Source organism: Shinella sp. NM-101 (genome assembly GCF_021401195.1).
GTDB lineage: Bacteria > Pseudomonadota > Alphaproteobacteria > Rhizobiales > Rhizobiaceae > Shinella.
The window spans coordinates 139,167-164,999 of sequence record NZ_JACBFT010000001.1 but is presented as its reverse complement, the minus strand read 5'-3'; the positions used below and the strand labels follow the sequence as shown (position 1 = coordinate 164,999).

The window sequence follows — 25,833 nt, the reverse complement described above, 5'->3', positions numbered from 1 at the left end:
ATGCGGATCAGGCCTTGCCGGCGATCAGCATGAAAGCCGGGACCTCGTCGCCGAAGCCGAGCGGCGTCGGGCCGTCATCGTCGTCGCGGCGGTAGCGGTTGCGACGGTCGCGGCTGTCGTCGTTGGCCGGACGCGGCGCGGCATGGTTTGCGGCGCGCGAATTGCGGGCGGGAGTCTGCGGCCGCCCTTCCGCCTTGCGTTCAGCTTTCACGGCTTCCACCTTCTCTTCGGTCTCGCTGGTCTCGATGCGGGGTTCTGGCGCACGGGTCTCGCTCTTGCGGCCGCGGGAACGATCGCGGTCGCGGTCACGACCGCCGCGATCGCGGCCGCCGCGCGGGCGTTCGCGCTCTTCGCTCTCGGCCTGCTGCGGCAGGTCCTCGATACCGCCGTTCAGCCATTCGATCTTCATATCGATCAGCTTCTCGATGGCATCGACGAATTTTCCGTCGCGCTTGGATACCAGGGTGAAGGCGGCGCCCGAGCGGCCGGCACGGCCGGTGCGGCCGATGCGGTGGACATAGTCCTCGGCATGGATCGGGACGTCGAAGTTGAAGACGTGGCTCACGTCCGGGATGTCGAGCCCGCGGGCGGCGACGTCGGATGCCACGAGGAGCGTCAGCTTGTTTTCCTTGAAGTTGGCCAGCATCGTCGTGCGGGCCCGCTGGTCCATGTCGCCATGCAGCGCGCCGACGGAGAAGCCGTGGCGGTCGAGCGAGCGGAAGAGATCGGCGACGTCGACCTTGCGGTTGCAGAAGATGATGGCGTTCTTCAGGTCGTCCTGCGCGCGGATGAGGTCGCGCAGCGTCGCGCGCTTCTCGTAGTCCTTGCCGTGCGTGGCGACGAAGCGCTGCGTCACGGTCTTGGCGGTGGAGGAGGGCGGTGCCACCTCGATCCGCTCCGGGTTCTGCAGGAAGCGGTCGGCCAGCTTCTGGATTTCCGGCGGCATGGTGGCCGAGAAGAAGAGCGTCTGGCGCGTGAAGGGGATGAGCTTGGCGATGCGCTCGATGTCGGGAATGAAGCCCATGTCGAGCATGCGGTCGGCTTCGTCGATGACGAGGATTTCCACGCCGGTCATCAGCAGCTTGCCGCGCTCGGTGTGGTCGAGCAGGCGGCCGGGGGTGCAGATCAAGACGTCGGCGCCGCGCTCCAGCTTGCGGTCCTGCTCGTCGAAGGAAACGCCGCCGATGAGCAGCGCCACGTTGAGCTTGTGGTTCTTGCCGTATTTCTCGAAGTTCTCCGCGACCTGCGCGGCCAGTTCCCGCGTCGGCTCGAGGATCAGCGTGCGCGGCATGCGGGCGCGGGCACGGCCCTTTTCGAGCAGCGTGAGCATCGGCAGCACGAAGGAGGCGGTCTTGCCGGTGCCCGTCTGGGCGATGCCGAGGATGTCGCGCCGGGCGAGCGCCGACGGGATGGCGCCAGCCTGGATGGGAGTCGGGATCGTGTATCCCGCATCGGTGACGGCGGACAGGACTTTCGGGCTCAGGCCAAGATCAGCAAAAGTGGTCAAAGGGGAAACAGTTTCCGTTCCGGTTCTTGCGAACGCAATGGGTTGCAACGGCCAGATCGCCGCCAGGATGCAGCGCACATATGCCGAAAGTGCCGGAAAGTCAAGGAAATCAGCGAATTTGGTAAAACGGCAAACGATTTGAAGCGCCTGGCGGGCAAATTTGCCGCACCGGGGGCATCGTCCTTGCGTTGCGTCAATCCATGTAGGTCGTCAGCTTCATGCCGGCGGTGAGGAAGCGCATGGGGTCGATCGCCTTGCCGTTCCGGCGCACTTCGTAGTGCAGGTGCGGGCCGGTGGAGCGGCCCGTCGTGCCGGAAAGGCCGACCGGATCGTTGATCTCCACATGGTCGCCGGGCTTGACGAGCACCTGCGAGAGGTGGGCGTAGCGCGTCGTCACGCCGTCGCCGTGGTCGATCTCAACCATGTTGCCATAGCCGCCGGTGCGGCCCGCGACCAGCACCGTGCCGGCGCCCGTGGAGCGGATCTGCGTTCCGGAACTCGCGCGGAAATCGATGCCCGCATGCAGCGCGAGACGGCCGAGGAACGGATCGGTGCGGTTGCCGAAGCGGCTCGTGATGCTGCTGCCGGGCAGGGGATTGCCGAAGGGCAGCTTGCGCGCCGTCCGGCGCGCACTGTCGAGGCGCTCCAGCGCGAAATCGAGGTCGTTGATCGATTCCTCGAAGGCATTCGTGGCGCTCATCGGCTCCACGAACGGGCCGCCGATCGCGCTGTCCGAATCGTTTTCGGGCGGTGCGTTCTCGGCGACCTCGAAACCGGTGCGGCGCAGGATGGTCTGGATCGCATCCGCCGTTTCCGAGGCGCCGGCGGTCAGCGACTGGATGCGGTCGAGCTGCTCGTGCTCGAGGTCCTTCAGCGAGAGCGTGACCTTGGAGAACAGCCGGTCGGCGCGGTCGGCGACCGATTCGCCGGTCGAGGCATAGGCAAGCCCGGTCGTCTTGCGCGGTGCGATGCCCATGATGGCGTCGATCGCGCCGGCCGCATCGGCACGCCGGCCGTCCACGACAGGCTTTTCGCCGGGCAGGGGCACGCCGTCGGCGCCTTCGATGCCGCTGTCTTCCGCGCGGTTGAGCAGCGCATCCAGCTTGCCGTGGCGCTCGGAAAGGGCGAGCTGCTGCTGCATCAGCTTCTCCACCTTCTCCTCCACGACCTGCTGGTCGAGAAGCTGGCGGCTGGTGACGCGGTCGACCTGGGCGCGAAGGGCGGAGATGCGGTCTTCGTAATCGTGCTGCATGCGGGCCTGGCGCGCCATGGTGGCGCCGATCAGGTCGTCGCGCAGCACGAGGTAGGAAGTGGCGGCGAGGTAGCCGACCGTGAACATGCCGGCAAAACAGAACGTGACGGCGGCCATCCAGGGACGGATGGTCATGTGGCGGATCTTGTCGCCGCTCGCCAGGATCACGACATGCTGCTGCGCGCGCTTTCCGAAGATGCGGTTTTCAGGACGCTCCGCCACTTAAGACTCCCCGACCGATTCTGTGGTCTCGTATGGGAGCAATTACACATTGTTAGGGTTAACAAAGCCTTTCGGCGGGCGGGTTTTTCGCCCGAATATCAGCTCTGGCTCACGGAAACCAGCGAGCGGTAGAAGGACGGCGTCAGCCCGGCTTCGGCACGCGCGATGTCGTTGAAGGGCGGCTTCAGCGGCGAGCGGAAGTTGGTGCGCACCAGTTCCCTGAAGGTTGCGGACGGGTCCTTCTTCTCGCGGGCGCACAGGAAGCGGAACCACTTGGCGCCCACCGCCACATGGCCCTTCTCGTCGTTGTAGATGATATCGAGGATGTCGGCGCTCGCATGATCGCCCGTCTCGCGCATCTTCGCCTGCAGCGTCGGCGTCACGTCGAGGCCGCGTGCCTCGAGGATGAGCGGCACGACCGCAAGCCGGGCCGTCAGGTCGTTGCGGGTATCGTGCGCGGCCTGCCAGAGCCCGTCATGCGCCGGCAGGTCGCCGTATTCCGCACCGAGATCGCGCAGGCGATCGCGGATGAGGCGGAAGTGCCTGGCTTCCTCGAACGCCACCTGCATCCACCCGTCGAAGAAGGAATGCGGTACGCGCTCGGTCGTGAAGCGGGCGACGATGTCGAGCGCGAGGTCGATGGCGTTGAGCTCGATATGGGCGAGCGCGTGGAGGAGGGCGATGCGGCCCTTCTGCGTATGCAGCGAGCGCTTTTCCATGTGTTTCGGCGGAATGAGCTCCGGCTTTTGCGGTCGCCCGGGCCGGGCCGGCAGCGCCGGATCGCGGGGCGAGCGCATCGAAAGCGTGCGGGCGAACCAGCGCCGGGCCGTCTCCTGCGCCAGCGCGGTCTTCAGGTCGAGGTCGGCGGCGGCGATTGCCGCCGTGGTGCCGCCGCGCAGGCTTTCGATATGGGGAAGTTCCGTCATTCCAATGCCTTGCTGTTGAAATCTAAAGCTTCTTCGCGGCTTCGAGAACAGCCTCGACATGGCCTTTGACCTTCACCTTCGGCCAGATTTCGGCAATCCTGCCCGCCGCGTCGACGAGCACGGTCGTCCGCTCGACGCCCATATAGGTGCGGCCGTACATGCTCTTTTCCTTCCATACGCCATAGGCTTCCAGCGTCGTGAGCGCCTCGTCGGAGGCGAGCGGGACGGCGAGATCATGCTTCTGGACGAACTTGTCGTGCTTCTTGACCGGGTCGGGCGACAGGCCGATGAGCGCGACGCCGGCTGCATCGAAATCGGGTCTGGCGGCTGTGAAATCCTTGGCTTCCATGGTGCAGCCCTCCGTATCGTCCTTCGGATAGAAGAAGAGGACGACGGGCCGCCCGCGGAACTGCGAGAGCGAAATGGTGCCGCCTCCGTCGCGCGGGAGGGTGAAATCGGGCGCTTCGGCACCAGGAACCAGTTCTGCCATGGGATTTCCTTTCTTTGGCCGGCTTTTTGAGTCAGGGACACGGCTTCCCGATATATAGTGACAGGCAGAATCGTCCAGCGTCGAGCGGGCGATGCGCGGCAATTGCGTGGGATAACGCGGCGCAAGGGGCAGAGGAAAAAGACGCGAGATGGGAGAGATCCGCGGCGAGAAAGTCGTGTTCCGCAAGCAGGACATCGTTCCGCTGCACGAACTGCCGTCCGCGCAGGCGCATGACCCGATCCTCCTGCATGCGGTCTCGGCGAGCCGCACCGGCATTCTCTGCCGCATCGCCGCTGCCGCCGTCGCCCTCGTGCTGTTCCTCGGCGCCGTGGCGGTCGGCCTCGTCGAGGCCGGGGTGTTCGACAGCACGCTGAACGCCCGCGCCGTCACCGCGCTCAACCAGGCGCTTGGGCCGCGCTACCGGGCCTCCGTCGACCATACGGTCGTGCGCCTTGCCGGTTTCAGCGGCTTTGCGCTGAAGGCGGAGGACGCGCGCATCATCGAGGTCGAATCGGGCAAGGAGCTGGCCAGCACCCAGGCCGTCGGCATCGTGCTCGATCCCTGGGCGCTCGCCACCGGCCATATCGCCGTCTCGCGGCTCGACGTGGACGGGGTGACGTTCAACGCGGCGCTCCTGCCGAAGAGCAAGCCGCTCGATCTCGCGGGCCTGCGCATTTCCGACGTGCCCGACTATCTGCGGACGACCTTCGAGCGACTCGACGGCGTTAATCGCCTGATCGACGTCAACGGGATGCAGACGGTCAGCATCTCCGATCTCGGGGCAACCTTCGAGGGGCCGGCCGGCCGGCCCCTGGTGCTGTCGATCGCAAGCCTGAAGTTCTCCCGCGACGATGCGGGTACGATGTCCATCGCGGGAACCTTCGAGCTCGACGGCAAGGAGGGCCAGATCGACCTGAAGGCGGCGACCGGCGGCGGTTCGGTGCATTCCCTCGAAGGGGCGATCCGCGACATCGCGCTCGGCGACCATTTCCTCAGCCACACGCCCGAAGGCGAGGTGCATGCGGGCCTCGACACGACGGTGGACGTCGCCGTCCGGGCGCGCCGGGAGGACGAGGGCGTGAAGCCGGAACTCGCGCTCGACGTGAAGTTCGCCGCCGGCGCGATCTATGGCGACGGCGAAGCGGCCGAACTGCGCCCGTCCTCGATGCAGGCGGTCTACAATTTCGACAAGGGATCCATCGAGCTCGCCTCGAAGGACGCCAGCGTGGGCGTTTCGCACTTTCCCTTCACGGGCGGGCTCATCGATCTCGACCGCGTGTCCGACAAGCCGGACAAGGGCTTTGCCATCGACCTCGTCTTCAGCAACGCCGTCAGCCGGCCCGTGGACTCCAGCGAGGAGCCGATCCGCTTCGACGCCAAGGTCAGCGGCTACTACCTGCCGGCGGCCCGGAAGCTTCTCTTCGAGGAGATGGCGGTGTCGAGCGAGAAGGGCAACGTCGCCGGCTCGCTCGCCATGAAATTCGGCGATCGCGAACCGGAGGTCAGCTTCGTCATGCTGGCCAGCGAGCTGCAGTCCTCGGCGGTCAAGCAGTTCTGGCCGTTCTGGATGGGCAAGACGGCGCGTAGCTGGGTTATGAAGAACATCTTCGGCGGCACCATCACCAACGGCCGCATCGAATTCTACCTTGCCGAGGGCCGCCCGCGCGAGCCGGGCGTGCCCATGCACCTGGCGGCGGACGAGCTGAAGATCGATTTCGACATCGAGGGCGCGCGGATGAATGTCGCGGGGGAAATCCCGCCGCTGCGCGATACATCGGGAACGTTCCGCCTGCGCGGACCGCGCACGGAAATCGCGATTACCGGCGGCACGGCCTATTTCCCGTCGGGCCGCGGCGTGGCGCTGACCGGCGGCACCTTCGTCCTGCCCGACAACTACACCAAGCCGCTGATGGCGGACATGGACATCGACGTTTCGGGCAATGCCGATGCCATCGCCGAGCTCGTCACCTACAAGCCGATCCGCGCGCTGCCGGCCACCGGTTTCGTGCCGGAGGATTTCAGCGGGCTCGTGAAGGCCAAGGTGAAGGCGCATTTCGGCGTCATCGCCACCCACAATCCGCCGCCGCCCGAATGGACCGCCGCATTGACCCTCGATAACGTGGACGTGCGCAAGCCGGTCGCCGGCCGCACCGTCACCGGGCTGCGCGGCCTCCTTGCCATCGACCCGCAGGTCGCCGACCTCGACGCCAAGGCCAGCATCGACGGGGTGGCGCTCAACCTTCAATTGACCGAGCCGGTGAGCAAGACGGCGAGCCTTTCGCGCAAGACCGTGCTTTCCGGCACGCTCGGCAACAAGGACCGTCGCAAGCTTCTTCCGGGCCTCGACGACGTGCTGGAGGGCGAGGTCGCCGTGCGCCTGGAGCAGGAGGGCGACGGACCGCAGCGGGTCGAGGCCGACCTTGGCGCGGCGGCCGTTTCCGTGCCGTGGCTCGGCTGGACGAAGGGGGCCGGCATCGGCGCCAAGGTGACGCTGACGGCCGAGAAATCCGAGGGGACGACGCGCATCTCCGATTTCCGATTCGCCGGAGAGGGGTTCAGCGTCTCGGGTGACCTTGCGTTCCGGGGCGCCGCGCTGGATTCGGCGACCTTCTCCACGGTCCGCCTGTCGGCGGACGACCGGTTCCGGCTGAAGGTCGACCGCGGCAAGTCCGGCTACCGGGTGGTGGCCGACGGCGAGGCGGCGGACCTGCGCCAGGTGCTGGCGCGGCTGAAGAATGCCACCGGCAATGGCGGCGGGGGTGGCGGCGGCGAAAAGCAGAACGTGAGCGTGGAGGCCAACCTGTCGCGGGCGGTCGGTTTCAACGGCGAGAGCCTTTCAGGCGTGAACTTCCGTTATTCCGCCACGGGGGAGCGCATATCGTCCGTGGATCTCTCCGCCGTGACGAGCGGCGGGGCGCCCGTCGTGGCGAAGCTTGCCAACAACGGCGCGGTCGACGTCATCCAGTTGACGAGCGGCGATGCGGGCGCGATCGCGCGCTTTGCGGACGTCTACCGCCACATGCGCGGCGGCCTCCTGAATGTCCGCCTCAGCCAGAGGGCGAACGGCGGCTGGCTCGGTTCGGTCGACATCCGCAACTTCTCGCTGGTCGGGGAGGAGCGGCTGCGCTCGCTGGTCTCCACGCCGGCCGGCGACGGCGGCCGCAGCCTCAACGACGCCGTCCGCCGCGAGATCGACGTGAGCGCCGTCAAGTTCTATCGCGGGTTTGCCCAGGTGCGCGTCGGCAACGGGGCGCTGGCCCTCGAAAACGGCGTGGTGCGCGGCGAGATGGTCGGGGCGACCTTCCAGGGCACCGTGCGCGACGCCAACGGCCAGACAGACATGACCGGGACGTTCATGCCGGCCTACGGCCTCAACCGGCTGTTCGCCGAACTGCCGATCATTGGCATCATCCTCGGCAACGGCAACGACCGGGGCCTGATCGGCATCACCTTCAAGCTGTCCGGCGCCTTCGACCGGCCGAACCTCACCATCAACCCGCTGTCGATCATCGCGCCGGGCGTCTTCCGCAACATCTTCGAGTTCCAATGAAAAAGGCCGCCCGGAGGCGGCCTTGATCTTGGAGCGCGTCCGGCCGCTCAGGCCTGGCGGACGAGGATGTGCTTCTTCTTGCCGAGCGAGAGCTTGATCACGCCGTCGGCGGAGACGTCGGACGTGCCGATGGCGCGGCGTTCGTCCGAGACGGCGACATCGTTGATGCGCACCGCGCCGCCCTGGACGTGGCGGCGTGCCTCGCCGTTCGAGGCGGCAAGGCCGGCCTTCACGACGAGCGTCAGGAGACCGATTCCGGCTTCGAGCTCACCCGCGGCGACATCGATCGACGGCAGGTTATCGGCAATCGCGCCTTCCTCGAAGGTCTTGCGCGCGGTTTCGGCGGCCTGTTCAGCCGCCTCGCGGCCGTGCAGCATCGCCGTCACTTCCGTGGCGAGGATCTTCTTCACCTCGTTGATCTCGGCGCCGCCAAGTGCGGAGAGGCGGGCGATCTCGTCCATCGGCAGCGTCGTGTAGAGCTTCAGGAAGCGCGAGACGTCGGCGTCCTCGGTGTTGCGCCAGTACTGCCAGAAATCATAGGCCGAGAGCATTTCCGGATTCAGCCACACCGCGCCGGAGAGCGACTTGCCCATCTTGGCGCCCGAGGCGGTGGTCAGCAGCGGCGAGGTGAGGGCGTAGAGCTGCGGCGTGCCCATGCGGTGGCCGAGGTCGATGCCGTTGATGATGTTGCCCCACTGGTCCGAGCCGCCCATCTGGAGACGGCAGCCGTAGCGCTTCGACAGTTCGACGAAGTCGTATGCCTGGAGAATCATGTAGTTGAATTCGAGGAACGACAGGGAGTGTTCCCGGTCGAGCCGCGTCTTGACGCTGTCGAAGGCGAGCATGCGGTTGACCGAGAAATGCCGGCCGACATCGCGCAGGAATTCGAGGTAGTTGATGCCGAGCAGCCAGTCGGCATTGTTGATCATCAGCGCGTCCCTGGGGCCTTCTCCGTAGGTCAGGTAATTTGAGAAGACCTTCTTGATGCCGGCGATGTTGGTGCCGAGCGTTTCCGGCGTCAGGAGCTGGCGCGCCTCGTCCTTGAAGGACGGGTCGCCCACCATGCCGGTGCCGCCGCCCATCAGCGAGATCGGCCGGTGGCCGGTTTTCTGGAACCAGTGCAGCATCATGATCTGGATGAGCCCGCCGGCGTGGAGACTGGGCGCCGTCGGGTCGAAGCCGATATAGGCCGTCACGGTTTCCTTGGCGAGGAGGTCGTCGAGGCCGGTTTCATCGGAGATCTGGTGGATGAAGCCGCGCTCTTTCAGCGTGCGAAGGAAATCGGATTTGAATTCGGACATGGCCTGTCTCTCTGGTGGGATCATGCTGGATCGGGAAGATTTTCCCGCGGACCGCCGGGCGTTTAGCATCGTTTGCGCGCATAATCACTTCAAAAGTGATTCTGGAGTTGCGGCATGGCGGGGATGTTGACGGCGATTGGCCTGATGAGCGGCACGAGCCTCGACGGCATCGACGTGGCGCTGCTGCGCACGGACGGCGAGGCGGTCGTCGAGCGCGGCCCGTCGATGGCGTCGCCCTACGACGCCGCCTTCCGCCGCCGGCTGCAGGGCGCGCTGGAGACCGCCAAATCCATCGGCGAGCGCAGCGAGCGGCCCGGCGATCTTGCGCAGATCGAGCGGGAACTGACGCTGCGCCACGGCGAGGCGGTCCGCGCTTTCCTCGCGGAGAACGGCCTCGAACCTTCCGGGATCGATGTGATCGGCTTCCACGGCCAGACGGTGCTGCACCGGCCGGACCAGGCGCTGACCGTGCAACTGGGCGATGGAAGGCTTCTCGCCGGCGCAACCGGCATCGACGTCGTCTGCGACATGCGGGCGAACGACATGGCGCATGGCGGGCAGGGCGCGCCGCTCATCCCGGCCTATCACGCAGCGCTCGCCGCCGGCCTCTCCCGCGCCTCCGGCAAGGCCGTCGTCTTCGTCAATATCGGCGGCATCTCCAACATCACCTTCATCGGCAGCGGCGGCGAGATCGTCGCCTTCGACAGCGGCCCGGGCAATACGCTGATCGACCAGTGGGTCGAGGCCCATGCCGGCATTCCCTATGACCAGGGCGGCATGATCGCCTCGGAGGGGAGGGTCGATGCCGGGCTTGCCGGGCGTTACCTCGACCAGGCCTTCTTTACCGATCCCGTGCGCCGCTCGCTCGACCGCAACGATTTCCGCCCGCCGGAGGGGAGGGATGCGAGCCTGGAGGACGGCGCGCGCACGCTGGCGCATGTCACCGCCGCGGCCGTGCTGCGCTCGGCGCGCCACCTGCCGGAGCGGCCGAAACTCTATGTCGTGAGCGGCGGCGGCCGGCTCAACCGGGTGATCATGAACGACCTTGCCGCTCTCGCCGGGACGGAGGGCGCGGAGGTCGTCGCGGCGGAGGCGGTGGGCCTCGACGGCGACAGCATGGAGGCCGAGGCCTGGGCCTATCTCGCCGTGCGCGCCCTGCGCGGCCTGCCGCTCACCTTTCCGGGAACCACCGGCGTCAAGGCGCCCGTCACGGGCGGCCTATGGTGGAAAGCAGCCGTCTCCGGTTAACGCTTTCTTCGCCGGCGCTGCCTAGGATCGCCGCCGGTCGTTCCCGTGCGCTTGCACGGTCCGGCCGTTGTATCTTGCGTAAGGTGGCCAATGAGTGGCGCGGGCTTCCTGCTGACGGTGAACTTCCTCATCGCGCAGTGTTTCTGCATGTTCTTCCTGGCGGTCTCCGCCCGGAGCCGCAACCGTGCAGCCGCCCGCTGGTTCGCCGGCTGCTTCGCCGTCGCCTCGCTGTCGACGGTCTTCGAGCTTCTCGTCGCCTATGTTCCGCCGCCGATGCCCTGGGCCATCCTGGCCTTCGCCTCGGTGCTGGGCGGCATGTTCATGCTGCGCGTCGGCATCGGCCATCTCTATGACCTGAAGACCAACCGCGCGCTGCTGGCGGCGATCTTCTGCGCCTTCGTGCTGCTCGACTGCATGATCTACGACCTGCCGCGCGGCACGCTGCTGCATGCGCTGCCCTACCAGATGCCCTTTGCGGTCGTGCTCGGCATGAGCGCCTGGGCCGCCTGGCGGGCGCGGGTGAAGACCTTCGTCGACCGCGCGCTGGTCGTGCTGCTGGCCCTGACGAGCGCCCATTTCGTGGTGAAGGCCTTCGCCGCCGTTCTTGCCGGTTCGGGCACCACGGCGAGCGGGTATATCAACAGCCAGTTCGCCCTGCTTTCGCAGAGCATGAGCGCGGTGCTGATCGTTGCCGTCGGCCTCATGCTGCTGTGCGTTCTCGTGCTGGAAATCGTCGCGGACGAGAAGGTCAACGCCGAGGTGGATCCGCTGTCCGGCCTGCTCAATCGCCGGGGCTTCGACAACCGTATCGACGCGTCGATGGCGGGGCCTGGGCCGCACAGCATCGTGCTGTGCGACCTCGATCACTTCAAGTCGGTCAACGACACCCATGGCCACCAGGGCGGCGATGCTGCCATCCGGGCTTTCGGCGAGACCTTGCGGGCGGCTGCGCCGAAGGGTTCGCTTGCCGCGCGCATCGGCGGGGAGGAATTCGTGTTGTTCCTGCCGGGCACCGGCAGGGAGGCCGCGCTGCTCTTTGCGCACGCGCTCCGTGCGACCCGCGCCGTTTCGCCCATCCCCGGCCTGCCGCAGTCCGCGCGCGTCACGGCGAGCTTCGGCGTCTCGGAAATCGGGGAGAGGGAACCGTTGCGCCTGGCCATGCGCCGCGCCGACGACGCGCTTTATGCCGCAAAGAATGCCGGTCGCGACTGCGTGCGCGAAGCGGAACCGCCGGCCGTCGTTCTCGATGTCGTCAGGCGGGCGGCTCACGGCAATGAAAAAGCCCGGCGGCGGGGCCATCGGGCTTGATTGTCCAGGCTTTCGGCCGGTCAGCGGATGCGCTTGGCGGCCGGCTCCGGCGTCAGTTCGCCGGCAAGGCGGCGGTCGAGGTAATCCTCGCATTCGGCCATCAGCGTCTCGGTCTGGCCGTTGAAGAAGTGGTTGGCGCCCGTCACGGTCTTGTGCGTGATCAGGATGCCCTTCTGCGTCTTCAGCTTCTCGACGAGCCCGTTGACGTCCTTCTCCGGCGCGACCTTGTCGGCATCGCCGTTGATGATGAGGCCGGAGGACGGGCAGGGCGCGAGGAACGAGAAGTCGTAGATGTTCGGCTGCGGGGCGATCGACATGAAGCCCTCGATCTCCGGGCGGCGCATCAGGAGCTGCATGCCGATCCAGGCGCCGAAGGAATAGCCGGCGACCCAGCAGCTCTTGGAATCGGGATGCAGGCTCTGCACCCAGTCGAGCGCCGAGGCGGCGTCTGACAGCTCGCCCGCGCCGTGGTCGAATTCGCCCTGGCTGCGGCCGATGCCGCGGAAGTTGAAGCGCAGCGTCGTGAAACCGCGCTTCTGGAACATGTAGAAGAGCTGGTAGACGATCTGGTTGTTCATGGTGCCGCCGAACTGCGGATGCGGGTGCAGCACGATGGCGATGGGGGCGTTCTTCTGCTTGGACGGCTGGTAACGGCCCTCAAGGCGACCGGCGGGTCCGTTGAAGATGATTTCGGGCATTCTTACTCCGGCACGTTCGCGTTCGGACATGGATTCTTGTCAACTCAAGTCTTGACGAAAGCACTCAGCTTTTCTAGAACCCAGTTTAGAACTGTTCGAAACTGTTTGGGCGCATCGGGCGCTATGAAGCTGGTGTCATAAGGCAAGCCCGCCGGAAATTACAAGAAAAATGCACGCCGCCTTGAACTTGCCGGGCACGCACGGATAACGAATGACGAAGATGCCGCGCACATATCTGGACTGGAATGCCACGGCGCCGCTTCTGCCGGCGGCGCGCGAGGCCGTGGTCGCCGCGCTCGACATGGTCGGCAACCCGTCTTCCGTCCACGGCGAGGGCCGGGCGCTGCGCATGCTGGTGGAAGCCGCGCGCCGCGACGTCGCCGCGCTGGTCAATGCGGCGCCGGCGCATGTCATCTTCACGAGCGGCGCGAGCGAGGCGGCGAACCTCGTCCTGACGCCCGGCTATCGCATGGGCCGCACGCCGCTTGCCATCGGCCATCTCTATGTGTCCGAGATCGAGCATCCGGCGCTCCGCGAGGGCGGGCGCTTTCAGCGCGAGGCGGTGACGAGCGTTCCGGTGACACGCGCCGGCGTGGTGGACCTCGATGCGCTCGATGCGCTGCTCCAGGGCCACGACAAGGCCGCAGGCCTGCCCATGGTCGCGATCATGCTGGCCAACAACGAGACAGGCATCGTCCAGCCGGTGAAGGCTGCTGCCGAGATCGTGCGCCGCCATGGCGGGCTCCTCGTCGTGGATGCCGTGCAGGCCGTCGGCCGCATGCCTGTCGATATGGAGGCGCTGGACGCGGACTTCCTCGTCATCTCCTCGCACAAGCTCGGCGGCCCCAAGGGCGCGGGCGCGCTGGTCTCGCGCGGCGAGGTGCTGATTCCCGCGCCGCTCATCCGCGGCGGCGGACAGGAGAAGGGGCATCGCTCCGGCACGGAAAACCCCGCCGCGCTCGCCGGCTTTGCCGCGGCAGCCCGCGCTGCGGCGACCGACATGGCCGCGCGCAATGCGGGGATCGCCGCGCTGCGCGACGCCCTGGAGGCGGGCATGCGCGCAGTGACGAACGACATCGTCATCCATGGCGGTGAGGTCGAGCGCGTCGCCAACACCTCCTTCTTCAGCCTTCCGGGCCTCAAGTCCGAGACGGGGCAGATCGCCTTCGACCTCGAAGGCATCGCGCTCTCGGCGGGCTCGGCCTGCTCGTCCGGCAAGGTCGGGCAGAGCCATGTGCTGACGGCGATGGGCTTCGATGCCACGCTCGGCGGCCTTCGCGTTTCGCTCGGGCCGGGCTCGGTGCAGGCGGATGTGGATCGATTTCTGGCGGCTTTCTCGCGCATCGCCTCGCGGCGGCGCGTGACCGGGAACGCGGCCTGAGCGGAATCTTGCGGAAACGCGAGTTTTTGCTTGCCAAAAGGTGGGAAAAGCCGCCTTTGGCGCTTACATAACCGGCGGTAGACCCGCCACACGTTAACAAGCTGCCGGACCTTGTCTCCGGCAAGATTGGAGAACGATATGCCTGCGGTGCAGGAAACGATCGATCAGGTCCGTCAGATCGACGTCGACCAGTACAAATACGGCTTCGAGACGAAGATCGAGATGGACAAGGCGCCGAAAGGCCTGTCCGAGGACATCATCCGTTTCATCTCGGCCAAGAAGAGCGAGCCCGAATGGATGCTCGAATGGCGCCTCGAGGCCTATCGCCGCTGGCTGACCATGGAAGAGCCCACCTGGGCGCGCGTCGACTATCCCAAGATCGACTTCAACGACCTTTATTACTATGCCGCTCCGAAGAACCAGAGCGGCCCGAAGTCGCTCGACGAGGTCGACCCGGAGCTGCTGCGGACCTACGAGAAGCTCGGCATTCCGCTGCGCGAGCAGGAAATCCTCGCCGGCGTCGAAAAATCCAAGATCGCCGTCGACGCCGTCTTCGATTCGGTCTCGGTCGTCACGACCTTCAAGGAAGAGCTGAAGAAGGCCGGCGTGATCTTCATGTCGATCTCCGAGGCCATCCGCGAGCATCCTGATCTCGTGAAGAAGTATCTCGGCACCGTGGTGCCGGCGACCGACAACTTCTATGCGACGCTCAATACCGCGGTCTTCACCGACGGCTCCTTCGTCTTCGTGCCGAAGGGCGTTCGTTGCCCGATGGAACTGTCGACCTATTTCCGCATCAACGAGAAGAACACCGGCCAGTTCGAGCGCACGCTGATCATCGCGGAAGAGGGGGCCTATGTCTCCTATCTCGAAGGCTGCACCGCGCCGCAGCGTGACGAGAACCAGCTTCACGCCGCCGTGGTCGAGCTCGTCGCGCTGGACGATGCCGAGATCAAGTATTCCACCGTCCAGAACTGGTATCCGGGCGACAAGGAAGGCAAGGGCGGCATCTACAACTTCGTGACGAAGCGCGGCGATTGCCGCGGCAAGAACTCGAAGATCTCCTGGACGCAGGTCGAGACCGGCTCCGCCATCACCTGGAAGTATCCGTCCTGCATCCTGCGCGGCGACGGTTCGCGCGGCGAGTTCTACTCGATCGCCGTTTCCAACGGCCACCAGCAGATCGACAGCGGCACGAAGATGATCCATCTCGGCAAGAACACGTCGAGCCGCATCGTCTCCAAGGGCATTTCCGCGGGCTTCTCCAACAACACCTATCGCGGCCAGGTCTCGGCCCACCGCAGGGCGGAGAACGCGCGCAACTTCACCCAGTGCGACTCGCTGCTGATCGGCGACAAGTGCGGCGCGCACACCGTGCCCTATATCGAGGCGAAGAACGCGACCGCCCAGTTCGAGCACGAGGCGACCACCTCGAAGATTTCCGAGGACCAGCTGTTCTACTGCCTGCAGCGCGGCATCCCGACGGAAGCGGCGATCGCGCTGATCGTCAACGGCTTCGTCAAGGAAGTCATCCAGGAACTGCCGATGGAATTCGCCGTCGAGGCGCAGAAGCTGATCGGCATCTCGCTGGAAGGCTCGGTCGGCTGACCTTCGCCCGTTGATCATCCGGGCGCGCGAAAACCCGCGCGCCGCCAAACGAATTCGTCCGAAAAGGATATGTCCATGCTTGAAATCAAGAACCTGCACGCCCGCATCGCCGAAGACGGCACCGAGATCATCCGCGGCCTGAACCTCACCGTGAAGGCCGGCGAAGTCGCCGCCATCATGGGCCCGAACGGCTCCGGCAAGTCGACGCTCTCCTACATCCTCTCCGGCCGCGAGGACTACGAGGTCACCGAGGGCGACATCCTCTATAACGGCGAGAGCATCCTCGAGCTCGACCCGGCCGAGCGCGCTTCCAAGGGCATCTTCCTCGCCTTCCAGTACCCGGTCGAAATCCCGGGCGTCGCCACCATGCAGTTCCTCAAGGTCGCGATGAACGAACAGCGCAAGGCGCGCGGCGAGGCCGAGCTGACGACGCCGGACTTCATGCGCCGCGTCAAGGAAGCTTCCGCCGAACTCAAGATCGCGCCGGAAATGCTGCGTCGTCCGCTGAACGTCGGCTTCTCCGGTGGCGAGAAGAAGCGCGCCGAGATCCTGCAGATGTCGCTGCTGGAGCCGAAGCTGTGCATCCTCGACGAGACCGACTCCGGCCTCGACATCGACGCGCTGAAGATCGTCGCAGACGGCGTCAACGCACTGCGCTCGCCGGACCGCGCGGTCGTCGTCATCACGCACTACCAGCGCCTGCTCGACTATATCGTGCCGGATACGGTCCACGTCCTCTACAAGGGCCAGGTCATCAAGTCCGGCGACAAGACGCTGGCGCACGAGCTGGAAGCCAACGGCTATGCCGACATCATCGATGCTGCCGCCTGACGGCACGGTGAAGGAGTGATCCCATGAACATGCAGACAGGCAAGACGCTTTCGGTCGCCGAGACCGCGCTATGCGAAGCCTATGACCACGCCATCGGCGAGCTGCCGGGCGACGGCGCGGTGCTGGCCGCCCGCGACACGCTGATCAGCGACTTCAAGGACGCCGGCCTTCCGACGCGCCGCGTGGAAGCCTGGCACTACACGGACCTCAAGGCGCTGCTGCGCGCCGTGCCCGCCTTCGATCCGGCGGCTTCGGTCGCCAAGGTCGCCCCTCTCGTCGAGGGTTCCACCGTGCTTGCGGTCGCCAATGGCATCGCCGATGCCCGCGCGAGCGCCGACGGCGTGACGGTAAGCACCTTCAAGGACGCACTTGCCGACGGCACCGCCGCGGCCGGCCTTGCTGCCCGCGACGGCGACGACGCGATCGGCCGCATCAACGGCGCCTTCGTACGCGACGGTTTCGTGCTCGACGTGCCTGAGGGCACGGCGCTGGACGCCCCGCTCGAAATCCAGACGATCCAGAATGCCGGCCAGACACATACGCGCTTTACGGCGACCTTCGGTGCCAACACCAAGGCGACGGTCGTCGAGCGCCACATCGCGGCCGGCGAGAACGCCGCCTTCGTGACGACCGTCAGCGACATCGCGCTTGCCGACGGGGCGGACATCACCTGGATCATCCTCCAGGCGCAGGGGGCCGCGGACACCCATCTCGGCCAGATCCGCATCACGCTCGGCACCGATACGAAACTGCGCCTCTACGTGGTCAATGCCGGCGGCAAGCTCGTGCGGCAGGAAATCCATGTCGTGGTGGCGGGCGAGGGTTCGGACCTCAGGCTGCGCGGCATCAACCTCATCGGCGGCGAGACGCACAACGACGTGACCTTCACGGTCGGCCACGACGTTCCAAACACGACGTCGACGGAAGTCATCCGCAACGTGATCTTCGATCGCGCGCGCGGCGTCTTCCAGGGCCAGATTCGCGTTGCACCGGATGCCCAGAAGACCGATGCCAAGATGTCGTGCAACACGCTGCTGCTCTCCGACGAGGCCGATTTCTCCGCCAAGCCGGAGCTGGAGATCTTCGCCGACGACGTGCAGTGCGGCCACGGCGCCACCGTGATCGACATCGACCACACGCAGCTCTTCTACCTGATGGCGCGCGGCATCCCGGAAAACAAGGCGCGCGGCATGCTGGTCAACGCCTTCGTGGCCGAGATCGTCGAGGAGCTGGAAGACGAGCCGCTGGTCGAAGCGCTGGAAGGCGTCGTCGCCGCCTGGCTGGAAAAGCACGCCTGACAGGGCGCGCGGGATAGGAAACCGAGATGGAACACGCACCCGCACTGGCCTACGACGTCGAGGCGATCCGCAAGGATTTCCCCATCCTGTCGAAAACGGTCTATGGCAAGCCGCTGGTCTATCTCGACAACGGCGCCTCTGCGCAGAAGCCGCAGGTGGTGATCGACGCGGTCTCGCATGCCTATTCCAACGAATATGCAAACGTGCACCGCGGCCTTCATTTCCTGTCGAATGCCGCAACGGACGCCTATGAGGCGGCGCGCGAGAAGGTGCGCCGCTTCCTGAACGCCTCGTCGGTCGACGAGATCGTCTTCACGAAGTCCTCGACCGAGGCGATCAACACGGTTGCCTACGGCTACGGCATGCCAAAGATCGGCGAGGGCGACGAGATCGTCCTTTCGATCATGGAGCACCATTCCAACATCGTGCCTTGGCATTTCATCCGCGAACGGCAGGGGGCCAAGCTCGTCTGGGCGCCCGTCGACGAGACCGGCGCGTTCCATATCGAAGACTTCGAGAAGTGCCTGACCGAGCGCACCAGGCTCATCGCCATCACGCATATGTCGAACGCGCTCGGCACCATCGTGCCGGTCAAGGAGATTTGCCGCATCGCCCGCGCGCGCGGCATTCCGGTGCTGGTGGACGGGTCGCAGGGCGCGGTGCACATGCCGGTCGACGTGCGCGACATCGATTGCGACTGGTACGTGATGACCGGCCACAAGCTCTACGGTCCCTCGGGCATCGGCGTGCTCTACGGCAAGATGGATCGCCTTCGCGAGATGCGTCCCTTCCAGGGCGGCGGCGAGATGATCGTCGATGTCACCGAGGACATCGTCACCTACAACGACCCGCCGCACCGCTTCGAGGCCGGCACGCCGCCCATCGTGCAGGCGATCGGCCTCGGCTATGCGCTGGACTATATGGAAACGATCGGCCGCGCGGCGATCTCCGCCCATGAGGCGGACCTGCGCGACTATGCCCATGAGCGGCTGTCGGCAATCAATTCGCTGCGCATCTTCGGCACGGCGCCCGGCAAGGGCTCGATCTTCTCCTTCGAGCTGGAAGGCATCCATGCCCATGACGTCTCTATGGTGATCGACCGGGCAGGGGTGGCGGTGCGCGCCGGCACCCATTGCGCCCAGCCGCTCTTGAAACGCTTCGGCGTCACCTCCACATGCCGGGCATCGTTCGGCCTCTATAACACGCGTGCAGAGGTCGATGCCCTGGCCGACGCGCTCGACCACGCCCGCAAGTTCTTTGCCTGAGGAGTAGGCCCATGTCCCTCGATGCAACGGAAGACAAGATCGACGTCCGCGACGGCATCGTTCATTCGGCGATCCCGGAAGACGAGCTGGCGCGCCTCAGCGACGACATCATCTCGGCGCTGAAGACGGTCTACGACCCGGAAATCCCCGCAGACATCTTCGAGCTCGGCCTGATCTACAAGATCGACATCGAGGACGACCGCATGGTCAAGATCGACATGACGCTGACCGCGCCCGGTTGCCCCGTCGCCGGCGAGATGCCGGGCTGGGTGGAGAACGCCGTGAGCGCCGTCGAAGGCGTGTCCGGCGTCGAGGTCAGGATGACCTTCGATCCGCCGTGGACGCCGGACCGCATGTCGGAAGAGGCGCAGGTCGCCGTCGGCTGGTACTGATTTGGCGCGGCTGGCGTTTGCCGCTTGCCCCGCACCCTAACCCTCTTCCCGCAAGCGGGGAGAGGGGACGTGCTCCACGGAGCGCGGGAGAGGCTGGTAAACGGTGCGGCATACTTCCTTCTCCCCGCCTGCGGTGAGAAGGTGCCGGCAGGCGGATGAGGGGCTTTTCCCGCTGGGCGACTTGATCCGTCGACCCGCCCTCACTAGATTCGGATTCGAAACCGTCGGGCCTTGAACCCGTCAGGCGAAGGAGAAAATGCCCATGGCCTTTGCAGTCATGACACTGACCGATGCGGCGGCGAACCGCGTCAAGGCAATCGTCGCCAATGCCGGCGAGGATGCCAGGGGCATCCGCGTCGGCATCAAGAAGGGCGGTTGCGCGGGCATGGAATATTCCATCGATCTCGTGACGGAGCCCAATGCCAGGGACGACCTGATCGAGCTGAACGGCGCCCGCGTCTGGGTCGCGCCGGAAGCCGTGCTCTACCTTCTCGGCACGCAGATGGATTTCGAGGTGACGACCCTGCGCTCCGGCTTCACCTTCCACAACCCGAACCAGACGTCCGCCTGCGGCTGCGGCGAATCGGTCGAGCTGAAGCCCGCCGACCTCGCGGCGCTTGCCGCCGCCGGCCAGCCGACCGTCCGCGCCTGACGCCAGTGAAGCGGGAACCGCGGTTCCCGTGCCTTTCCTTCGCGGGCGGTTTTGCCTAGTCTGCGGCGCGCGGCATGAATATCGTGCCGGCGTGATCGCCAGGGAGGGGGCGCGAGCAATGACCGGCTTTGCCGCGGCACTTTACGAAAACCTGCCGTTTCCCGTCCTCGTCGTCGATGTCGAGGCGCGCGTGGTTTCCCATAACGAGGCCGCTGCCCGCACGTTCGGCTGGAATCGCGACGGCCGGCTTCCGGCCGCAGCGGCCGTCATCGACGGCGCGAACCTCGCCCGCCACGCATCGCAGGGGCGCGAGAACACGCACGCCCTTTCCTTCCGTCACGAGAACGGCTCGTCCTTCGAAGCGTCGGCGCATGTGATCGCGCTGCCGGACGAGGGGACGGGCGTACATTATGCGCTGCTCCTGCGCAGCCTGCTCAGCGGCGGCAGCCACGGCGAGCAGATCCTGCTCGGCCAGCGCATCGCCGCCGCGCTCGACACCATGACCGAGGGCTTTGCGATCTTCGACCCGGAAGAGCGCCTAGTCCTGTTCAACCGCTCCTACAAGGAGCGGTGCGGGGAAGCCGGCGCGCATGTGCGTGTCGGTGCGACGCTGGAAAGCATCGTTCGCGGCAATATCCGCTCCGGCATGTTCCCGGGTATCAGGGAGGGGACGCCGGAGGCCGAGGCGCTGGTGCGCGAGCGCCTGCGCGACCATCGCTCTCCCGACAGCGAGGGGTCCGTCTTCCCGTTCGGCGAGGATCTCTGGATCCGCGCGGAAAGCCATATCGCCGAGACCGGCGACGTCGTTGCGCTGCGTGTCGACGTCTCCGACTTGAAGCGCACGGAGGCCGCGCTCGAGGAGAAGCGTCGCGACTATCTCTCGCTGCTGCAGATCCTGCCGGACATGATCCTGCGCTTCGACCGCGACCTGACCATCCGCTTCGCCAACGACAAATATGCCGCCCATGTCGGCTCGACCACCGATGAGCTGATCGGCCGCTCCCTGCCGGATGTCGCCTGCGCGCCGGAGCAGGCCGCCGCCCTGATCGACATAGGCGGCTATACGCGTGACGAGCCGGTTCGCACGATGGAGATCTGCATCGACGGGCAGGATGGCCGGGAGATGTGGATGCTCTGGACGGCCGTTGCGATCTTCGACGACGACGGGTTGAGCGAGGTCGTGAGCGTCGGGCGCGACATCACCGAGACCAAGCGCCAGCAGCGGCAGGTGGAGGCGCAGACCAGCGAGCTGCGCCGCAAGAACGAGGCGCTCGACCAGTTCACCGCGACGGTCTCGCATGATCTCAAGGCGCCGCTGCGCCACCTGTCCATGTTCGCCGAAATGATCTCGGAGGACCTGCACCGCGGCGAGTTCGACGAACTGCCGCACTACGCCGACCATGTGCGCAAGAGCGCGGCGCGCATGCGGCGCATCATCGACAGCTTGCTGGAATTCTCGCAGATCGCCTATCGCATCGCCGTGCCGAAGCCCGTGGCGCTGTCCGGCGTCGTCAGGGATGCGCTGGCGCTGCTCGAAAGCCATGTCGAGGAGAGCGGCGGCACGATCGACGTCCAGCCGATGCCGGAGATCATGGGCGATCCGGAGCTTTTGAAGCGCCTTGCGCAGAACCTCATCGGCAACGCGCTGAAATACCGCCGGCCCGGCAAAGCGCCTGTCGTGCGGGTCTATTGCCGGCAGCGCCCGGCGGGGATCGATTTCGTCGTCGAGGATGACGGGATCGGCATCGACCCCCAGCATGTCGGGCGGATCTTCGAGGTTTTCCAGAGACTTCACCGGGACGAGACGGTCTACCAGGGCACGGGCGTCGGGCTTGCGCTGGCGCGCCGGATCGTCGAGAGCCACAACGGCTCGATAGCGCTTGACACGAGCTATGGTCCGGGCGCACGCTTCGTGGTGACGTTTCCGCAATCCATAAGATCAAGGGGGAACGAGCGTGGAAGGTTCGGCTAGAAGGCTGATCGTCGTCGACGACGATCCGGTGGACGTGCGCTTCGTCATGCGCGCCTTCAGCGATGCCGGAAGCCCGCTCGAAATCACCCATGCCGCCGATGCCGAGGTCGCCAGCGACCGGCTCGATGCGGAAGCCTTCGACTATATCCTGCTTGACATCAACATGCCCGGCATCAGCGGCATGGAACTTCTCAAGCGCCTGCGCGGCCGGGCGCGCACGGCGGTGACGCCCGTCATCATGCTGTCATCGTCGTCGAACACCGCGGATGTGAGCCGCGCTTACGAGAACGGTGCCAACGCCTATGCCGTCAAGCCCTCGACGCTGAGCGGCTATCGTGCGTTCGCCGAGGGCTTCACCCGCTTCTGGGTGGACGTCGCCGTCGCACCCTGATCCAGTCCCTGCCCGCAATGGAAAACCCCGGCCGATGGCATCGGCCGGGGTTCGTTCGATGTGGCGCCCGCTTCCTTCTCCGCCGTCATCCTCGGGCTTGACCCGAGGATCCACATTCGCTGCTTGCCGGTGGATGGATGGTCGGGTCGAGCCCGACCATGACGAGGGAGAGGTGGGTGGACCTGAGATCGGCCCGGATTTACTCGGCCGCTTCCGCGTAATCCTCCAGCGGCGGGCAGGAGCAGACGAGATTGCGGTCGCCGTAGACATTGTCCACGCGGTTGACAGGCGACCAGTACTTGTCGACCCGGAAGGCGCCCGGCGGGAAGCAGGCCTGTTCGCGCGAATAGGGGCGGTCCCATTCGCCGACGAGGTCCTCCACCGTGTGCGGGGCGTTCTTGAGCGGGTTGTTCTCCCGGTCCATGCGACCTTCCTCGATGGCGCGCGCTTCCTCGCGGATCGCCAGCATGGCGTCGCAGAAGCGGTCGATCTCGGCCTTCGTCTCCGATTCCGTCGGCTCGATCATCAGCGTGCCGGCCACCGGCCAGCTCATGGTCGGGGCGTGGAACCCGCTGTCGATCAGGCGCTTGGCGACGTCGTCGACGGTGACGCCGGCGCTTTCGGCGAGCGGGCGCATGTCGATGATGCATTCATGCGCCACGCGGCCTTTTGCGGACTTGTAGAGCACATCATAGGCGCCCTTGAGCCGGGCGGCGATGTAGTTGGCGTTGAGGATCGCCACCTTGGTCGCCTGCGTCAGCCCTTCGCCGCCCATCATCAGGCAGTAGCTCCAGGAGATCGGCAGGATGGAGGCCGAGCCAAAGGGGGCCGCCGAGACGGCGCCGGCCTCGCCGGTCGTCGGGTTTGCCGGCAGGAAGGGCGCAAGATGCGCCTTGACGCCGATCGGCCCCATGCCGGGACCGCCGCCGCCATGCGGGATGCAGAACGTCTTGTGGAGGTTGAGGTGCGAAACGTCGCCGCCGATGTCGCCCGGCCGGGCAAGGCCGACCATGGCGTTCATGTTGGCGCCGTCGATATAGACCTGGCCTCCATGCTTGTGGACGATCTCGCAGATCTCGCGCACGTTCTCCTCGAAGACGCCGTGCGTTGAGGGGTAGGTGATCATGCAGCACGAGAGGTTTTCCGCATACTGCTCTGCTTTGGAACGGAAATCCTCCATGTCGATGTCGCCGTTGTCTGACACTTTCACGACGACCACCTTCATGCCGGCCATCTGAGCGGAGGCCGGGTTGGTGCCGTGCGCGGAGGTCGGGATCAGGCAGACGTCGCGATGGGTGTCGCCATTGGCGAGGTGATAGGCACGGATCGTCAGCAGGCCGGCATATTCGCCCTGCGCGCCGGAATTCGGCTGCATGGAGACGGCGTCGTAGCCGGTGATGTCGCAGAGCTTCTGCGACAGGTCCTCGATGAGGTGCCGGTAGCCCTGCGCCTGGTCGGCGGGAACGAAGGGATGGATCTCCGCAAATTCCGGCCAGGTGATCGGCAGCATCTCCGCCGTGGCGTTGAGCTTCATCGTGCAGGAGCCGAGCGGGATCATCGCGCGGTCGAGCGCGAGGTCGCGGTCGGAGAGCCGGCGGATGTAGCGCACCATCTCGCTTTCGGCGCGGTTCATGTGGAAGATCGGATGCGTCAGGTATTCGCTGGTGCGCAGCAGGTCTTCCGGCAGGCGGTAGCCCGGCTCGAACTCGGCCACCTCGAAATCGCCGCCGAAGGCGCGCCAGACGGCTTCCAGCGTGACGGGGCGCGAGCGCTCGTCGAGGCTGATGCCGATGCGGTCGTCGCCGATCTTGCGAAGATTGACCTCTTCCGCGACGGCCGTCTTCAGGATGATGCCCTGCAGCTTGCCGACATGGACGGTGATCGTGTCGAAGAAGACGTCCGGCTCGACGGTGTAGCCGAGCTTTTCGAGGCCCTCGGCCAGGCGAACGGTCTTCTGATGAACGCTCTGGGCAATCGCCTTCAGGCCCTGCGGACCATGGAAGACGGCATACATCGAGGCCATGACGGCGAGCAGAACCTGCGCGGTGCAGATGTTCGACGTCGCCTTCTCGCGGCGGATGTGCTGCTCGCGCGTCTGGAGCGACAGGCGATAGGCGCGGTTGCCGCGGGCATCGATGGAGACGCCGACGAGGCGGCCGGGCATGGAGCGCTTGTAGGCGTCCTTGACGGCCATGTAGGCCGCGTGCGGGCCGCCGTAGCCGACCGGCACGCCGAAGCGCTGGGTGCAGCCGATGGCGATATCCGCGTCCATGTCGCCGGGCGACTTGAGGAGCGCGAGCGCCAGCGGATCGGCGGCGATGACGGCGATGGCGCCGGTCTGGTGCAGGCGGGCGACGAGGCCGGTGAAGTCGCGCACATGGCCGTAGGTGCCGGGATACTGGAAGATCGCGCCGAAGACGTCGACCGGATCGAGGTCGGTGAAGGGATCGCCGACGATGATGCTCCAGCCGAGCGGCTCGGAACGGGTCTTGAGGAGTGCGATGGTCTGCGGGTGGCAGTTCTCGTCGACGAAGAAGGCGGTCGCCTTGGACTTCGCTACGCGCTGCGCCATGGCCATCGCCTCGGCGGCGGCGGTCGCCTCGTCGAGCAGCGAGGCGTTGGCGACGTCGAGGCCGGTGAGGTCGCAGACCATGGTCTGGTAGTTGAGCAGCGCTTCGAGGCGCCCCTGGCTGATTTCCGGCTGATAGGGCGTGTAGGCCGTGTACCAGGCGGGGTTTTCCAGGATGTTGCGCTGGATGACCGGCGGCGTGATCGTGCCGTAATAGCCCTGGCCGATCAGCGAGACGAGCTTGCGGTTGCGGTTGGCGGTCTCGCGCAGCTTGTCGAGCGCCTCGCGCTCCGTCATCGGCGCGCCCCATTCGAGCGGCTTTTCCTGGCGGATCGATTTCGGCACGGTGTCGTCGATCAGCGCATCGAGGCTGTCATAGCCGATCACGGCCAGCATCGCCTCCATCTCCTTCGGCGAAGGGCCGATATGGCGACGGTTTGCGAAGTCGTAGGGCTGGTAATCGGTGAAGGCAAAGTCCTTGGGAAGAGACATCAGCCGACAAGCTCCTTGTAGGCGGCCTCGTCCATCAGCGCATCCGCATCGGCGGGGTTGGCGAGCTTCAGCTTGAAGAACCAGCCGGCGCCCTGCGGGTCGCTGTTGACGAGGGAGGGATCAGCCGTGATGGCCTCGTTGATCTCGACGATCTCGCCGTCGAGCGGACAATAGACGTCGGAGGCTGCCTTGACACTCTCGACGGTGGCCGCATCGCCGCCCTTGTCGAAGGTTGCGCCGACTTCCGGTAGTTCGACGAAGACGAGGTCGCCGAGCTGTTCGGCCGCATGCGTCGTGATGCCGACGGTCGCAACGCCGCCTTCGATCTTCAGCCACTCGTGTTCTTCGGTGAATTTCAGCATGTTGGTTCCTCTCTTTGGTCGGGTTTTGCGGGAGCCCCCTCATCCGGCCCTTCGGGCCACCTTCTCCCCGCAGGGAGAAGGGACGGGCGCCGGTGCCGTGGTGTGCGGATGAGGGGGC

At 66.0% G+C, this 25,833-nt stretch carries 20 protein-coding genes; 12 read left to right on the top strand and 8 right to left on the bottom strand.

The features are described from left to right. Positions 1-7: 7 nt before the first annotated feature. The 4 genes from L0976_RS00805 to L0976_RS00790 all read right to left on the bottom strand — a co-directional run bounded on the left by L0976_RS00805 (position 8) and on the right by L0976_RS00790 (position 4,397). Positions 8-1,507 (bottom strand): DEAD/DEAH box helicase, encoded by a 1,500-nt coding sequence (locus L0976_RS00805; protein WP_203319017.1) that lies wholly within the window; start codon positions 1,505-1,507, stop codon positions 8-10. Positions 1,508-1,700: 193 nt separating this feature from the next. Then, positions 1,701-2,981: a M23 family metallopeptidase gene (locus tag L0976_RS00800; RefSeq protein WP_234185618.1), complete on the bottom strand. Its 1,281-nt coding sequence runs from the start codon at positions 2,979-2,981 to the stop codon at positions 1,701-1,703. 98 nt (positions 2,982-3,079) lie between these two features. Then, positions 3,080-3,907, bottom strand: coding sequence for a ferritin-like domain-containing protein (locus L0976_RS00795; RefSeq protein WP_234185617.1), 828 nt, complete (start codon positions 3,905-3,907; stop codon positions 3,080-3,082). Between the two features lie 22 nt (positions 3,908-3,929). Beyond that, positions 3,930-4,397, bottom strand: a complete 468-nt coding sequence (locus tag L0976_RS00790; protein ID WP_203319016.1) for a peroxiredoxin — start codon at positions 4,395-4,397, stop codon at positions 3,930-3,932. Between the two features lie 148 nt (positions 4,398-4,545). Here L0976_RS00790 and L0976_RS00785 point away from each other — a divergent pair, with 148 nt between their 5' ends. After that, positions 4,546-7,947: a DUF3971 domain-containing protein gene (locus L0976_RS00785; protein ID WP_234185616.1), complete on the top strand. Its 3,402-nt coding sequence runs from the start codon at positions 4,546-4,548 to the stop codon at positions 7,945-7,947. A 47-nt stretch (positions 7,948-7,994) separates the two neighbouring features. Here the strand turns inward: L0976_RS00785 and tyrS are convergent, their stop codons facing one another. After that, complete coding sequence (gene tyrS / locus L0976_RS00780) at positions 7,995-9,248, bottom strand: tyrosine--tRNA ligase (protein ID WP_234185615.1); 1,254 nt, start codon at positions 9,246-9,248, stop codon at positions 7,995-7,997. 114 nt (positions 9,249-9,362) lie between these two features. Between tyrS and L0976_RS00775 the strand changes: the two genes are divergently transcribed. Both L0976_RS00775 and L0976_RS00770 read left to right on the top strand, forming a co-directional pair. Further along, entirely contained in the window at positions 9,363-10,496 is a 1,134-nt protein-coding gene (locus L0976_RS00775; protein WP_234185614.1) for an anhydro-N-acetylmuramic acid kinase, read from the top strand. A gap of 90 nt (positions 10,497-10,586) precedes the next feature. After that, complete coding sequence (locus L0976_RS00770; RefSeq protein ID WP_234185613.1) at positions 10,587-11,804, top strand: GGDEF domain-containing protein; 1,218 nt, start codon at positions 10,587-10,589, stop codon at positions 11,802-11,804. A 20-nt stretch (positions 11,805-11,824) separates the two neighbouring features. On the opposite strand, the gene L0976_RS00765 is transcribed toward L0976_RS00770, so the two are convergent. Continuing rightward, positions 11,825-12,502: an alpha/beta hydrolase gene (locus L0976_RS00765; protein ID WP_203319011.1), complete on the bottom strand. Its 678-nt coding sequence runs from the start codon at positions 12,500-12,502 to the stop codon at positions 11,825-11,827. 211 nt (positions 12,503-12,713) lie between these two features. Between L0976_RS00765 and L0976_RS00760 the strand changes: the two genes are divergently transcribed. From L0976_RS00760 to L0976_RS00720, 9 genes are all read left to right on the top strand, one after another. Beyond that, entirely contained in the window at positions 12,714-13,883 is a 1,170-nt protein-coding gene (locus tag L0976_RS00760) for a cysteine desulfurase family protein (protein ID WP_370643541.1), read from the top strand. A 138-nt stretch (positions 13,884-14,021) separates the two neighbouring features. Further along, entirely contained in the window at positions 14,022-15,491 is a 1,470-nt protein-coding gene (sufB, locus tag L0976_RS00755) for a Fe-S cluster assembly protein SufB (RefSeq protein ID WP_234185612.1), read from the top strand. Between the two features lie 75 nt (positions 15,492-15,566). Continuing rightward, the gene (gene sufC, locus L0976_RS00750) at positions 15,567-16,322 is read left to right on the top strand and encodes a Fe-S cluster assembly ATPase SufC (protein ID WP_234185611.1); all 756 of its coding nucleotides are present in this window, start codon (positions 15,567-15,569) and stop codon (positions 16,320-16,322) included. A 23-nt stretch (positions 16,323-16,345) separates the two neighbouring features. Further along, entirely contained in the window at positions 16,346-17,620 is a 1,275-nt protein-coding gene (gene sufD, locus L0976_RS00745; RefSeq protein ID WP_234185610.1) for a Fe-S cluster assembly protein SufD, read from the top strand. Between the two features lie 26 nt (positions 17,621-17,646). After that, a complete protein-coding gene (locus L0976_RS00740; RefSeq protein WP_234185609.1) occupies positions 17,647-18,885 on the top strand; it encodes a cysteine desulfurase in 1,239 nt (412 codons plus the stop codon). A gap of 11 nt (positions 18,886-18,896) precedes the next feature. Then, positions 18,897-19,277 carry an SUF system Fe-S cluster assembly protein gene (locus tag L0976_RS00735; protein WP_203319005.1) on the top strand — a complete coding sequence of 127 codons (381 nt, stop codon included), beginning with the start codon at positions 18,897-18,899 and terminating at the stop codon, positions 19,275-19,277. A 262-nt stretch (positions 19,278-19,539) separates the two neighbouring features. After that, entirely contained in the window at positions 19,540-19,929 is a 390-nt protein-coding gene (gene sufA, locus L0976_RS00730; protein ID WP_203319004.1) for a Fe-S cluster assembly scaffold SufA, read from the top strand. Positions 19,930-20,047: 118 nt separating this feature from the next. Next, positions 20,048-21,901: an ATP-binding protein gene (locus tag L0976_RS00725; protein ID WP_234185608.1), complete on the top strand. Its 1,854-nt coding sequence runs from the start codon at positions 20,048-20,050 to the stop codon at positions 21,899-21,901. Then, positions 21,885-22,292 (top strand): response regulator, encoded by a 408-nt coding sequence (locus tag L0976_RS00720; RefSeq protein WP_234185607.1) that lies wholly within the window; start codon positions 21,885-21,887, stop codon positions 22,290-22,292. The genes L0976_RS00725 and L0976_RS00720 overlap by 17 nt, the downstream gene beginning before the upstream one ends. 199 nt (positions 22,293-22,491) lie before the next feature. Here the strand turns inward: L0976_RS00720 and gcvP are convergent, their stop codons facing one another. Both gcvP and gcvH read right to left on the bottom strand, forming a co-directional pair. Next, positions 22,492-25,353, bottom strand: coding sequence for an aminomethyl-transferring glycine dehydrogenase (gene gcvP / locus L0976_RS00715; protein ID WP_234185606.1), 2,862 nt, complete (start codon positions 25,351-25,353; stop codon positions 22,492-22,494). Then, positions 25,353-25,715, bottom strand: a complete 363-nt coding sequence (gene gcvH, locus L0976_RS00710; protein ID WP_203319000.1) for a glycine cleavage system protein GcvH — start codon at positions 25,713-25,715, stop codon at positions 25,353-25,355. The genes gcvP and gcvH overlap by 1 nt, the downstream gene beginning before the upstream one ends. Between the last annotated feature and the right edge of the window lie 118 nt (positions 25,716-25,833).